Raw genomic sequence first — 12458 nt, 5'->3', positions numbered from 1 at the left:
CCCGTTGAACACGTCACCGGTGAACACCGACGCCGCACCAAGCCAGCCGCACCGCTTCGACCCCTCCGGCGGCTGCCCGCACGCGGACAACGCCCGGCTGCTCGCCCGCGGGGCCGTCGCACCGGTGGTCCTGCCCGGTGACGTGGAGGGCATGGCGGTCCTGGGCCATGACGCGCTAAAGGAGTTCCTCGCGCACCCCGATGTCGCCAAGAACGCCGCGCACTTCGCCGCGCTGCAGGCCGGGGAGATACCCGACGGCTGGCCGCTGAAGACGTTCGCGACGGTGCAGGGCATGACCACCGCTGATGGCACCGACCACCGCAGGCTGCGCTCCCTGATGGGCAAGGCGTTCACCGCTCGCAGGGTGGCCGAACTGCAGCCGCGGATCATGGCCCTGACGGCCGAGCTGCTCGACGGTCTTGACCGGGCCGCCGCCGAGGGCGACGGCGTGGCGGACCTGCGCAAGCACTTCGCGCTGCCGCTGCCGATGGGGGTCATCTGCGAACTCCTGGGCGTGGACGCCGAGTACCACGACCGCCTGCACCACCTGTCGAACCAGATCGTCGCCACCGACATCGGCCCCCAGGAGGCGATGGCGGCCAACAAGGAGATGGTGGAGGTGCTCGGCGCGGTTGCCGCGGCCCGGGCTGCGAACCCGGGCGACGACCTGACCACCGCCCTGATCGCGGCCCGCGAGGAGAACGGCGACCGGCTCAGCCCGCACGAACTGCTCGGCACCCTGATGCTCACGATCATCGCCGGGCACGAGACCACGCTGAACCTGATCACCAACGCCGTACGCGCCCTGTGCACCCACCCCGAGCAGCTGGCCCTCGCCAAGGCCGGCAAGGTGAGCTGGGCGGACGTGGTGGAGGAGACCCTGCGCTGGGACAGCCCCGTCAGCTACTTCCCCTTCCGGTACCCGACCCGGGACCTCACGCTCGACGGCACCGTCATCCCCCAGGGCACCCCCGTGCTTGCCGGCTACTCCGCGGCGGGCCGCGACAAGCAGGCGCACGGCCCCGATGCCGACCGTTTCGACATCACGCGGGACAACACCTCCACCCGGCACCTGTCCCTCGGGCATGGCGCGCACTTCTGCATGGGCGCCCCGCTGGCCCGCATGGAGGCCACCATCGCCCTTGAGCAGCTATTCGGCCGCTTCCCCGACCTCGACCTTGCGGTGCCGGAGCCCGAACTGCCCCGCCACGCGTCCTTCGTGGGCAACAGCGTGCAGAAGCTTCCCGTGCGCGTGGGGGGCCGGCAGGCGTAGCGCCGGCCGGCCGTTCAATCTGCCGATCAGGCCAGGACCTTCTCCTTGGCCTTTTCGTACTCCTCGGTGGTGATGTCGCCGTTCTTCCTCAGTTCGGCGAGCCGCGCCAGCTCGTCGACGTGACCGCCGCCCGGTCCTGAGCCGGCTGCCTTCTGTACGTAGGTGCGGAACGCCTGCTCCTGTTCCTTGGCCTGCGCCACATCCCGTTCACTCATGCTGCGGCCGCGCGCGATGAGGTACACGAGGACGCCCAGGAACGGGAGGACCAGCACGAAGATGAGCCAGCCCGCCTTCCACCAGCCGCTGAGCGTGTGATCGCGGAACAGGTCGGTGATCACCTTGAACAGCAGGAAGAACCACATGACCCACAGGAAGAGGTAGAGCATCGTCAGGAACAGATTCAGCAGCGGGTAGTCGTCCACGGCGGGTGCCCCTTTCACGGAGTCCGCGAGGTCGCGGAGTCAATTCCGGTGCATCAGGCATATCCCTGGAAACGAGCGCCCGCATCTCGGGCGGCCTCGGCCCCCGCGGTCAGGGGCCGAGGCGGTACTCGGCGCTGTCCCGCCAGCGAGTGCCGTCGAAGACGATGAGGTCCACCGCCTGGACACGGCAGCTCACCGGCAACAGGGGCTCGAGCTCGGCCTGCAAAGCGTCGTAGGCGGCGTCCTGGGTCGCGGGGCCCTCGTCGTTGGCGACCGTCAGATGCGGGGCGAGCGGGGGGTCGAATATCCCCCGGTAGGGCACGGCCTCCGGCCAGCGCCCGGTGAGGTCCTTGGCCAGGGCCGTGACCGGGGCGTGCGGCCACGGATCGAGGTAGAGCACACCGGGATAGCGGGCGAACTCGGCGAAGGTCAGCGTGAAGGGGTCGTGCCCCGCGAAGAGAGCGGCGAGATCGCGGCGGGCCCCGGCGTCGAGGCGGCTCTCGTGCACGAAGGGGTAGAGCACCGTCACATGGGCGGGGGCCTCCGCCCGGACCAGTGGGTCGGCTTCGGGGACCTTGATCGTGAGGGCGGTGTCACCCGGTGCGTCCGGCCATCCGTGCCCCGCGGACTCCCGCTCGGCACACTCTTCCTCGGCATTCATCACGCGCCATGATCGCACCGGGCACGGATTGCCTGCGATACGGCGGAATGGGTGGGCCTCCACCGGAGTTCGATCAGACATGACGAGCGATCAGCGCACCATCACCAACCCGGACACCCTCCACGACCCGACGCCGTTCGGCTACAGCCACGCCGTATCTGCGCCCGGCGAACTGGTCTTCATCGGCGGCCAGTACGCCTCCGACGCCACCGGCGCCCCCGTGCCCGGTGACTTCGCCGCGCAGGTGGACCTGGCCTTGGACAGGCTGCTGTCGGCCCTGGAAGGGGTCGGCCTCGGATACGAGCACGTGGTCCGGCTCGGCACGTTCATCGTCGCCCACGACCTGGAGAAGCTGGAGACCCTGGGCAAGGCACTGCACGCCCGCTTCGGCGACCGGCTCCCCGCGCAGACGCTGAGCGGTGTCGCCTCGCTCGCGCTGCCGGGCATGCTGTTCGAGGTCGACGCCGTCGCGGCGCGGCCGTAAGGGCAGAAGGGACTTCGAGCATGGCGAACAGTGCTCTCCTCGTGATGGACGTCCAGCGCGAGATCGTGGACCTCGCCGACGACGGCTCGGGGTATCTGCCGCGTCTGCGCCGGGCGATCGACGGCGCCCGCGCCGCGGACATCCCCGTGATCTACGTGGCCATCGCGTTACGTCCGGGCCGGCCGGGCGTCAGCCCCCGCAACAAGGCGCTGACCGCCGTGGTGCGGGCAGGCCTGCACGCCGAAGGCGAACCCGGCACCGAGATCCACCCCGACATCGCGCCGCAGCCGGGCGACACCGTGATCACCAAGCGGCGTGGGAGCGCGTTCTCGGGCAGTGACCTGGATCTGGTGCTCAAGGCGCGCGACATCGACACCCTCGTCCTCACCGGCATCGCCACCAGCGGCGTGGTGCTGCATACCGCGTGTCACGCCAACGACCACGACTTCGGACTCACCGTCCTGTCGGACGCCTGCATCGACCTGGACCCCGAGGTGCACGAAGTCCTCGTCGGCAAGCTCTTCCCGCAGTGGGCGGAGGTCGTCGCCGTAGAGGAGTGGCTCAAGGCGGTTCAAGCGGGGTAGCCCCCGGCTGCCGTCTGCTCAGACCTCGGTGACGGCCGTCAGCACGACGGCCGAGTCGTCCAGCGCGGTCAGGCCGTGGCGCTCGTGCGGGATGGGCGCGAACTGGCCCTCGCCCAGCTCGAGGGAGTCGCTCCCCGCGGTGAGTTCGACCCGGCCGCGCAGGACGAACAGGGTCGCGGCCGTAGGCGTGTCGTGCTCGCCCAGCTCGGTGCCCGTGGTGAGCACGATCAGGCTCTGCCGCAGTGGACCGTCGTGCAGGAGCAGCTCCGCGCTGCGCCCGTGTGCGGCGGTGCGGGCCTTCTCGAGGTGCTCGCCGACGAGGGCGTAGAGGTCGGCCACTGGAGTTCCCTTCGACGGAGCGCTGACGCGGTGGGGTGGTGGGTGCCGTGGGGAGGTGGGTGCGCAAGCGCGTGCGCACCCGCTGTACGGCCATGCGTCCCCCAGTGTTCCCCTTGCCCGCGTGGGCCGCATCCGGCGGCCGGAACCTGATCACCCGATGGTGGCGTCCTAGCAGCCACGCGTCGCTCGTGACAGGGGAGCGGGGGAGACGGGGGAGCCGAATGCAGCAGGCGGACAGCGGGGCGGTGCCGGAAACGCGGGGCGCGGGCCCGCGGGGGAGGCCGGGGCGTGGTGAGTGGTTCCGGTGGGGGAAGGCCGCGACAGGCCGGTCGCCCTGGGTGCGCGGCCGGATTCTCGCCGCGATGGCCGTCCTGACCGCCGCTGTGCTGGCCTTCCACTCCGCGGTGCCCAACACCGTCGGGCGCATCGGCAGCCTCCTGGAGACGTTCCTGCCGTGGCTCGGCCTGGCCGTCCCCCTGCTGCTCGTCCTGGCCCTGCTGCGCCGCTCCGCCCTGGCGCTGGTGGCCCTGCTGCTGCCCGTGGCCGCGTGGGGGCTCCTCTTCGGCGGGCGTGCGGCTGCCGGGGACGGCGGCGCGCACGACATCAGGGCCCTCCAGCACAACGTCAGCGATGTGAACGCCGACCCCGCGGGCACCGCACGCGCCCTGAGCGCCTCCGGAGTGGATCTGATCGCCCTGGAGGAGGTGACGGCGGCGGCGCTGCCGGTGTACGAGAGGGAACTGGCGCCGGAGTATCCGCACCGGGCCGTGCGGGGCACGGTCGGCCTGTGGTCGAAGCATCCGCTGACCGACGTCAGAGCGGTGGACATCAGGCCGGAGGGCGTCGGCAGGGGCTGGAACCGCGGGCTGCGGGTGACGGCGCGTACGCCGTGGGGTGCTGTCGCGGTGTACGTCGCCCACCTGCCCTCGGTGCGCGTGCAGTGGCACGGCTTCAGTTGCGGGCGCCGGGACGAGAGCGCGGGCCTGCTGGGCGCGGCCCTGGCCGCGGAGAAGCTGGAGAAGGTGATCCTGCTGGGTGACCTCAACGGCACGGTGGACGACCGCGGCCTCGACCCGGTCATCACGCGCCTGGACTCGGCGGGGCGAGACTTCGCCTTCAGCTGGCCGGCTTCCTTCCCCGTCTCCAGGATCGACCACGTCATGACCCGCTCGGCGACCGTCACCCAGGTCCGGACACTGCCCGCCACGGGCAGCGACCACCTCCCGGTCACCGCCGCCATCACCTTCGACTCCTGACCAGGGCTCCGGCGCTCCACGCCGACTTGCGCGATGACAGGATGAGGCCGCATGCGGTCGATGGAGGGGGCGTCGCGATGGGATACGACCTGCAAGCGGTGATCGGTGGCGAGGTGCTGCGCGCGGCCGCACGGGAGCTGCCTGCCGCGCGGCTGGCTCCGATCGGGCAGGGCCTGTCGCTCATGCCGATGACCGAGGCCCTGCTCACTTCCTTCGCGGACGGCGGTGACGACGGCGTACTGGGTTTTTGGCGGTTGTCGGACAGGTTCGCGAAGACCCTCGCCGACTGGTCAACTGCCGGGCCGGTGGCCTATGCGGAGGCCGAGTACTTCGGCGGCGCGGGCGAGCAGACAGCTGTTGTCTGGGATGGAGGCACCATCGCCCTCGGCCCCCTCCACGAGCCGGAGAACACTCCCTCTCCGCCCGCCGGCAGCCCCATCTCCCAGGCGCTGAGACGGCTCGGCGTGGTGGCGGCCACCGGCGAGGACGAGTTCACCGCCGTGGGACTGGGCCGCCACCGAAGCGTCGAGGCATGGGCTCGCCCGACCTCCTGACGTGGTGCCGAGCGCTGTGCTGCCGAGCGCCGGTCAGAGGAAGTTGACGTTCTGGGCCAGGGCGAGGTGGCCGGAGTAGTTGATGGTGTTGGTGGCCGGGCGCATGTACGCCCGCCAGGCGTCGGAGCCGGACTCCCGCCCGCCGCCCGTCTCCTTCTCGCCGCCGAACGCGCCCCCGATCTCGGCGCCGGACGTGCCGATGTTGACGTTGGCGATCCCGCAGTCGGAGCCCTCGCAGGACAGGAAGAGTTCGGCCTCCTGCTGGTCGCGGGTGAAGATGCTGGAGGAGAGCCCCTGCGGGACGTCGTTGTGCAGCGCGACGGCCTCCTCCAGGGTGTCGTATGTGAGCACGTACAGGATCGGGGCGAAGGTCTCCTGGCGTACGACGTCGGTCTGTTCGTCGACGCGGACGACGACCGGCTCGGCGTAGGCGGCCCGCGGCGCCGCGTCCGCCAGACGCCGGTTGCCGCCGGCGAGGATCTTGCCTCCTTGCGCCTGTACGCGGGTGAGCGCGTCCTGCATGCCCTCGAGGGCGGCGAGGGAGATGAGCGGGCCGACCAGGGTGCTCTCGTCGAACGGGTCACCGATCGGCAGCTTGGAGTACGCGGCCGTCAGGCGCGCGACGAGGGTGTCGGCGATGTCGCGGTGGACGATGAGACGGCGCAGCGTGGTGCACCGCTGGCCCGCCGTGCCCGCCGCGGCGAAGACGATGCCCCGCACCGCCAGGTCGAGGTCGGCCGACGGCGCCACCACCGCGGCGTTGTTGCCGCCGAGTTCCAGCAGGCTGCGCCCGAACCGTGCCGCCACGCGAGGGCCGACCTCGCGGCCCATGCGGGTGGACCCGGTGGCGCTGACGAGCGCGACGCGCGGGTCGTCGACGAGCCGCTCGCCCACCGTGCGGTCGCCGAGCAGCAGCCGGTGCACGCCGGCCGGGGCGCCGGTCTCCTCCGCGGCCCGCGCCAGCAGCCGGTCGCAGGCCAGCGAGATCAGCGGGGTCAGCTCGGAGGGCTTCCAGACCACGGTGTCGCCGCAGGCCAACGCCACCGCGGTGTTCCACGACCAGACCGCGGCGGGGAAGTTGAAGGCGGAGATCACTCCCACCACGCCCAGCGGATGCCAGGTTTCGGCGAGCCGGTGGCCGGGCCGTTCGGAGGCGATGGTGCGGCCGTAGAGCTGGCGCGAGAGTCCGACCGCGAAGTCACAGATGTCGATCATCTCCTGGACCTCGCCGAGTGCCTCGGAGCGGATCTTGCCGGCCTCGATCGTGATGAGGTCGGCAAGATCGCTTTTGTGGCCGCGCAGCAACTCGCCGAGACAGCGCACCAGTTCGCCCCGGAGCGGGGCCGGGGTGGTGCGCCAGGAGAGGAACGCCTCGCGGGCGGTGGCGACGGCATCCCCCGCGTCGGCGGCGGTCGACGCGGTCAGGCCGAAGAGGTCCTCGCCGGTGATGGGCGTACGCGCGTGGAAGTCGCCGCCCTCCGGGAGGTGCACGCCGACGCGCCGCAGGCTCGCGCGGGCACGGGTACGCAGGTCGTCGGTGGTGGGCAGGGCAGTGGTCCCGGTCATGGCGCTCCCTGGGTGAGGTGTGCGGTGAACACGCGGGTGAGGGCGGGGGTGGTCGGGATCAGTGGTGTGTGTCGTCGATGTCGAGGCCCAGTTCGCGGCCTGCCCGGGCGATCGAGAGGCTCCGCTGCCGCGCGTACAGGGCGTACGGGTCCAGCACGTCACGGCCGATGGCACCGGACAGCCAGCCGCTGTCGTACGCGGCGCCTTGCTGCCCGGTGTTCCGGGAGCCTTCGCCGCTGAGGTTGGACTGGAAGATGCCCGCGGCGGAACGCGGCAGGAAGTCCTCATAGACGACGGGTTCGGCCCGCAGCCAGCCCCGGCCCTCCAACTCGCCGATGGTGGCCGGGGGTTGCGTGCCGTCTCGCGGGCGGTCGGGCGCGGCGTGGTAGGTGAAGTAGGCCAGTCCTTGCGCGGCGAGCTCACGCTCGGTGAAGGGCACATGTGCGGTCCACAGGCCGCGGGCCACCTCTGAGCGGTCGGCCGCCGGGCGCCGGGCGGTCTCGTCGTCGACCAGTGTGAGCAGGCGGTCGTAGAGTGCGCGGCCCGCGGGGGTGAGGGCGATGCCACGGGCCTCGACCTCGCCGAACCGCACCCGCAGGGCGCCGCTGATCACGCTGCCGTCGGGCAGGCGCAGGGCGCGTGGTTCGGCGAGGGCGCGGAAGGACGTCTGGCGCAGCAGCAGGTCGGGCCCCTTCCAGCCGGGCGGGCCCTGGATGGCGTCGATCATCTCGATCCCGCGGCCGGTCATCCGCCGGTACAGCTCGTCGATGTCCAGGACGCGCGGGGTGAGGTGGTTGATGTGGGTGGAGCGGACGCCCCCGATGTCCGCGGCGACCGCCGACACCCGCTCCAGCTCCTCGTACCAGGCACGGTCGATCGGCTCGGCCGACAACTCGAAGGCCCGCACCGCGAGATGGAGGAAACGTCCGGCATCCGCCTCGGGCAGTTCGCGCTCCGCCTCGGCCCGGTCGGCCAGGGCGAGCAGCTCCGGCGGGAAGAGCTCGCGCCCGGCGAGGAAGGTCTCGAGCCGGGAGCGCAGGCCGGCGTCGAAGAAACGCGGGTCCGCGGTCGTGAGCAGCGAGGTGAAGACCCGGAAGGGGTTACGTGCCAACTCCTCGGCGTCCACCGGGCGAAAGGCCGTCGACACGACCGGCACCGCGCTCGCCGCCGCCTCCCGCAGGTCGTAGAACCCGACCGGACGCATGCCGAGCGCGCCGAACACCCGGGCCACGGCCCGCAGTTCGGCGGGAGTGCCCACGCGGATGGCGCCGTGCCGCTCCGCGGTGACCCGGCCGATGGAGCCGAGCCGTTCGGCATCGGCGCCCTGCGCGCGCAGCGTGTCCTCGTTCACCTCGCGTGAGACGTCCACGAGCGTGTTGTAGGCAGGGACCTCCCGCCCGTACATCTCCGAGAGCCGCGCGGCGAAGGCGGCCCGCAACTGCCACTGGCTGATCATGGAAGGTCTGCCTTTCGGTTCGTGGCTCACACGACGTGTGCCTCGGGGCGGGGCGCGGACCCGGCCCGGAAGCGGTCGGCGCTCATCGGTGCGATGTCGACGCATGGCGTACGTCCCAGATGCAGGTCGCGCACGATCTCGCCGACCGCTGGGGCCTGGAGGAAGCCGTGCCCCGAGAATCCGGTGGCGTAGAGGAAGTTGGGGAGTTCGCAGGAGCGTCCGATCAAGGCGTTGTGGTCGGGCGTGACCTCGTAGAGGCCCGCCCAGCCGCCGACGGTCGGCATGGCGGCGAGGGCGGGGGCGCGACGGCGTACGACGTCGCGGAACAGGTCGAGCCACTCCGGGGTCCAGGTCGTGTCGAAGCCGTCGGCCTGGCGGGGGTCCGCGAGGCCGAGAAGCAGGCCGTCGTCGCTGTTGTGGAAGTACGCCGACGACGTGAAGTCGATGGTGAAGGGGATACGCGGGGCAGCCGGGGAAAGCCGTTCGGTGAAGGCGAGTTGGCGGCGCACGGGCCGCACCGGCAGGGCGACGCCGACCATGGCACCGATCTGCTCGGACCACGCGCCCGCCGCGCAGATCAGGGTGGAACAGGCGACGTCGCCGCGGTCGGTGTGCACGGCACTGACGCGGTCTGCGGTGGTGTCCATGCCGGTGACACGCGTGTGCGTGGCGAGGCGGACACCCGCCAGGGCCGCCGCCTCGGCGTAACCGTGCACGACCAGGCCGGGGCGGGCATGGCCGTCGGTGGGGGAGTGCACGGCGGCGACCAGGCCCTCGGTGCTCAGATACGGGCAAAGACGCCGGGCCTCCTCGGCGTCGATCATGCGGCTGGGCACGCCCAGACTGTTCTGGAGCCGCACGCTCTCGGTGAACTTCGCGACCTGTCGCTCGCCGGTGAGCAGGAAGAGATAGCCCACGGTGTCCAGACGGATGTCCGCGCCGGGCCGGTTCGGAAAATCCTGATAGGCGCGCAGACTCCGCCGGCCGAGCTCGATGTTCAGCGGATCGGAGAAGTGGGCGCGCACGCCGCCGATGGGTTTGCCGGAGCTGCCGCAGGCGAGGTCACCGCGTTCGACGACGAGGATGTCCCGCACTCCCGCCTCGGCGAGATGGAAGGCGATGGATGTGCCCATCACGCCCCCGCCGACGATCACCACATCGGCGGTCGGCGGAAGGGTACGGAAGACGGAAACGGGGGAGCGGCGGGGTGCGCAGGACGGGCGCGGTGAACGGGACACGTGAGCCGATCCTTTCCAGAGGCCGGCGCCCGACCGAAAGAGCCTGATGGGGCGGCAACTCGCGGACGTGGCATGGCTGTCGGTAACTTGCTCGGAAGCTCAGTGACGTGCGGGGGCGCCGATCAGCCGGCTGCCCGCCATCGTGACGCAACCCCACCGTTGACGTCCATGAACAGATACTGCTCCCGATCTTTGACGACCTCTATACGGTCGCTTCATGGACTGGACGAGTTCACAGCTGCGCTCCCTGGTCGAGCTGACCCGGCGCGGCACCATCACCGCCGTCGCGCACGCCCTCGGCTACACCCCGGGCGGCGTCTCCCAGCAGATCGCCGCACTGGAGAGGGCCACGGGCACACCGCTGCTGCGCCGGGCCGGCCGCCGGGTGGAGCTGACCGACGCCGGGGCCACACTGGCCCGGCACGCCGAGCGGATCCTGGCCGCGGAGGCCGAAGCCGTCGAGGAGCTGGAGCGGGGCAGCGGCGTGGTCTGCGGCACCCTGCTGGTCGGCCTGTTCGCCACGGCCGCAGCCGAGATCTTGCCGCCGGCCCTGCGCCAGGTGCAGGCGTCCCACCCCGAACTCGCCGTGCGCAGCCGTGACATGGACGTGGACGAGGTGTACGACGCCGTCGCATCGGGAGGCGTCGATCTGGCGCTCGGCCTCGACTACCCGGACGTGCCCATCCCACGCGACGCCGCCCTGCGCGTGACCCGGCTCTACCGCGAGCGCTTCGCCCTCGCGGTACCCACCGGCCGGCTGGGCGGCCGGGAGTGCGCCACCCTCACCGACACCCGGGACCTGCCGTGGATCCTGCCGTCGGCCGACAGCTACTACGGCAGGGCCGTCCGCACCGCGTGCCGCCGCGCGGGCCTCGAACCGGACGTGCGGCACGAGGTCACCGACACCGCGGCGACCCTGGCCCTTGTCGAGGCGGGCATCGGCGTGAGCACGGTGACCGAGCTGATGCTCGGCCTGCGCGCCTCGCGCTTCGACGTGGTGCGGCTGCGCGAGCGGATCGAGCGGCACATCGTCGTGGTGTGCCGCGCCTCAGCCGAACGGCGCCCGGCCGTGGCCGCCCTGGTCGAGGTGTTGCGAACAGTGGCCGACCAGCGGCGCGGGCCGCACGCGTAGGGCCGGCGCCCAGCCGTGGAGCGGCCCCCGTCACCCCTCGCGCAAGGTCAGGATCAGGTCGCGTGGCAGGCCGTGGGTGTCGTGGAGGTAGTGGAAGTCGTCCTCACCGAGCGGGCCCCGGAACCGGGGCCGGGCCAGTACCTGCCGGCCCCGCTCAAGGAGCCGCCGGAAGCGGCGTTCCTCCTCGACCAGAGCGCGGCGCACGTCACCCGGGTCCACGTCCTGTCGGAAGTGATCGAGGGTGTGCAACATCAACTCGCCCGGCAGATCCCCCAGGTGACGCGTGGGGTCGTCCCGCCACAGGGCGGTGAGAACGCGTCGTACGAGGCGGCGCAGCACGTACCCGCGTCCTGTGTTGGCGGGGTGTACTCCGTCGCCGATCACCACCATGGCCGACCGGAGGTGGTCGCAGACCATCCGCAGCGATGTCTCGTCCAGCTGCCACAGGCCCGGCACGAGCCCTCGCCAGGGATCGAAGAGGTCGCACTCGAACACCGAGGTCTTTCCCTGCAGGAGCGAGGCCAGCCGCTCCAGTCCGAGCCCGGTGTCGATGTTGCGCTGCGGGAGCGGCACGAGTGATCCGTCGACGAGCCGACGGTGGCGCATCATCACGTGGTTCCACACCTCCACCCAGCGGTCGTCACCTGTCGGCGTGGACTCGGGCGGGCTGTCGCCGGTCCACAGGAAGATCTCCGAGTCGGGACCGCACGGTCCGGTGGGTCCGTTGGACCACCAGTTGTCCTCGACGGTGAGCTCCACCGGAACCCCGCGGTCCTGCCACACGCCCAGGGAGGCGGTGTCGGGCCCGACCTGGTCGTCGCCGCCGAAGACGGTGGCGTGCAGGAACCGCGGGTCGATGCCGAACCCGTCGGTCAGCAGGTCGTATCCCCAGTCGAGGCTCTGCCGCCCTTCGTAGTCGCCGAGCGACCAGGTGCCGAGCATCTCGAAGACGGTCAGATGGGTGGAGTCACCGACCTCGTCCAGGTCCGTGGTCCGCAGACAGCGCTGCACGTTGACGAGCCGCTTGCCGAGCGGATGCGTCTGCCCCTCCAGGAAAGGGGTGAGGGGATGCATGCCCGAGGTGGTGAACAGCACCGGGTCGCCGGGCGGGGGCGTCAGCGTCGAACCGGTGATCCGACGGTGGCCACGCTCCTCGTAGTACTCGACGAACGTACGGACGACGTCCTCGGTGGTCATTTCGTTGATGCCCATGAGTGGCTCCTTCGCATGTATGGCGTAGGGCGCCGGACATCGGGTCCGCGACTGGAGCCGGGGCGGTAGGGCCACGGAAAAACCACCGGCGGACCGTGTCCGGTCGCCGGTGGAAAGGGGAGTACGTCAGGCGGCGGCAACCGGCGAGCTGGGCGCTCGCGCGGTCGCGGTGGTGAAGAGGCCGGTGACGTTCATACGGCCGAGGGTAACGCGCACAGGTGTTGGGGGCACGCGATTTTCGCCGGGCGACGGACCGGCACCTGGATTCGTCGGGCCGATGC

At 71.4% G+C, this 12458-nt stretch carries 13 protein-coding genes; 6 read left to right on the top strand and 7 right to left on the bottom strand.

What is annotated here, in order from left to right; translation table 11 throughout:
* Positions 1–4 precede the first annotated feature (4 nt).
* Positions 5–1273, top strand: a complete 1269-nt coding sequence (locus ACWD02_RS32895; protein ID WP_451217194.1) for a cytochrome P450 family protein — start codon at positions 5–7, stop codon at positions 1271–1273.
* Positions 1274–1299: 26 nt separating this feature from the next.
* Here the strand turns inward: ACWD02_RS32895 and ACWD02_RS32890 are convergent, their stop codons facing one another.
* Both ACWD02_RS32890 and ACWD02_RS32885 read right to left on the bottom strand, forming a co-directional pair.
* A complete protein-coding gene (locus ACWD02_RS32890) occupies positions 1300–1695 on the bottom strand; it encodes an SHOCT domain-containing protein (protein WP_451217191.1) in 396 nt (131 codons plus the stop codon).
* A 109-nt stretch (positions 1696–1804) separates the two neighbouring features.
* Entirely contained in the window at positions 1805–2356 is a 552-nt protein-coding gene (locus tag ACWD02_RS32885; protein ID WP_451217188.1) for a 2'-5' RNA ligase family protein, read from the bottom strand.
* A gap of 79 nt (positions 2357–2435) precedes the next feature.
* On the opposite strand from ACWD02_RS32885, the gene ACWD02_RS32880 reads away from it, so the two are divergent.
* Both ACWD02_RS32880 and ACWD02_RS32875 read left to right on the top strand, forming a co-directional pair.
* A complete protein-coding gene (locus ACWD02_RS32880; RefSeq protein ID WP_451217186.1) occupies positions 2436–2840 on the top strand; it encodes a RidA family protein in 405 nt (134 codons plus the stop codon).
* 20 nt (positions 2841–2860) lie between these two features.
* Positions 2861–3424, top strand: coding sequence for a cysteine hydrolase family protein (locus ACWD02_RS32875; RefSeq protein ID WP_451217183.1), 564 nt, complete (start codon positions 2861–2863; stop codon positions 3422–3424).
* Between the two features lie 18 nt (positions 3425–3442).
* On the opposite strand, the gene ACWD02_RS32870 is transcribed toward ACWD02_RS32875, so the two are convergent.
* Positions 3443–3763 carry a cupin gene (locus ACWD02_RS32870; protein WP_451217181.1) on the bottom strand — a complete coding sequence of 107 codons (321 nt, stop codon included), beginning with the start codon at positions 3761–3763 and terminating at the stop codon, positions 3443–3445.
* Between the two features lie 362 nt (positions 3764–4125).
* On the opposite strand from ACWD02_RS32870, the gene ACWD02_RS32865 reads away from it, so the two are divergent.
* Together ACWD02_RS32865 and ACWD02_RS32860 are read left to right on the top strand one after the other, a co-directional pair.
* The gene (locus tag ACWD02_RS32865) at positions 4126–5019 is read left to right on the top strand and encodes an endonuclease/exonuclease/phosphatase family protein (RefSeq protein ID WP_451217178.1); all 894 of its coding nucleotides are present in this window, start codon (positions 4126–4128) and stop codon (positions 5017–5019) included.
* Positions 5020–5096: 77 nt separating this feature from the next.
* Complete coding sequence (locus tag ACWD02_RS32860) at positions 5097–5573, top strand: hypothetical protein (protein WP_451217175.1); 477 nt, start codon at positions 5097–5099, stop codon at positions 5571–5573.
* A 33-nt stretch (positions 5574–5606) separates the two neighbouring features.
* Here ACWD02_RS32860 and amaB read toward each other — a convergent pair whose 3' ends face one another.
* The 3 genes from amaB to ACWD02_RS32845 are packed head-to-tail and all read right to left on the bottom strand — an operon-like array spanning position 5607 to position 9833.
* Entirely contained in the window at positions 5607–7139 is a 1533-nt protein-coding gene (amaB, locus tag ACWD02_RS32855; protein WP_451217173.1) for an L-piperidine-6-carboxylate dehydrogenase, read from the bottom strand.
* Positions 7140–7197: 58 nt separating this feature from the next.
* Positions 7198–8595, bottom strand: a complete 1398-nt coding sequence (gene hglS, locus ACWD02_RS32850) for a 2-oxoadipate dioxygenase/decarboxylase (protein WP_451217170.1) — start codon at positions 8593–8595, stop codon at positions 7198–7200.
* A 26-nt stretch (positions 8596–8621) separates the two neighbouring features.
* Complete coding sequence (locus tag ACWD02_RS32845) at positions 8622–9833, bottom strand: NAD(P)/FAD-dependent oxidoreductase (protein ID WP_451217167.1); 1212 nt, start codon at positions 9831–9833, stop codon at positions 8622–8624.
* A gap of 217 nt (positions 9834–10050) precedes the next feature.
* Between ACWD02_RS32845 and ACWD02_RS32840 the strand changes: the two genes are divergently transcribed.
* Positions 10051–10965 (top strand): LysR family transcriptional regulator, encoded by a 915-nt coding sequence (locus tag ACWD02_RS32840; protein WP_451217164.1) that lies wholly within the window; start codon positions 10051–10053, stop codon positions 10963–10965.
* Between the two features lie 30 nt (positions 10966–10995).
* On the opposite strand, the gene ACWD02_RS32835 is transcribed toward ACWD02_RS32840, so the two are convergent.
* On the bottom strand, positions 10996–12162 hold the full coding sequence (locus tag ACWD02_RS32835; protein WP_451217656.1) for an alanine--tRNA ligase-related protein: 1167 nt from the start codon (positions 12160–12162) through the stop codon (positions 10996–10998).
* Positions 12163–12458 lie beyond the last annotated feature (296 nt).

The sequence above is a fragment of the Streptomyces sp. NPDC002853 genome (genome assembly GCF_053591915.1).
The sequence above is the reverse complement of the archived record's forward strand: the minus strand, read 5'-3'. Positions and strand labels throughout refer to the sequence as shown.

Coding starts and splice junctions, on each gene's coding strand:
- ACWD02_RS32885 (WP_451217188.1), bottom strand. CDS start 2,356: ATGAATGCCGAGGAAGAGTGTGCCGAGCGGGAGTCCGCGGGGCACGGA.
- ACWD02_RS32880 (WP_451217186.1), top strand. CDS start 2,436: ATGACGAGCGATCAGCGCACCATCACCAACCCGGACACCCTCCACGAC.
- ACWD02_RS32875 (WP_451217183.1), top strand. CDS start 2,861: ATGGCGAACAGTGCTCTCCTCGTGATGGACGTCCAGCGCGAGATCGTG.
- ACWD02_RS32865 (WP_451217178.1), top strand. CDS start 4,126: ATGGCCGTCCTGACCGCCGCTGTGCTGGCCTTCCACTCCGCGGTGCCC.
- ACWD02_RS32860 (WP_451217175.1), top strand. CDS start 5,097: ATGGGATACGACCTGCAAGCGGTGATCGGTGGCGAGGTGCTGCGCGCG.
- amaB (WP_451217173.1), bottom strand. CDS start 7,139: ATGACCGGGACCACTGCCCTGCCCACCACCGACGACCTGCGTACCCGT.
- hglS (WP_451217170.1), bottom strand. CDS start 8,595: ATGATCAGCCAGTGGCAGTTGCGGGCCGCCTTCGCCGCGCGGCTCTCG.
- ACWD02_RS32840 (WP_451217164.1), top strand. CDS start 10,051: ATGGACTGGACGAGTTCACAGCTGCGCTCCCTGGTCGAGCTGACCCGG.
- ACWD02_RS32835 (WP_451217656.1), bottom strand. CDS start 12,162: ATGACCACCGAGGACGTCGTCCGTACGTTCGTCGAGTACTACGAGGAG.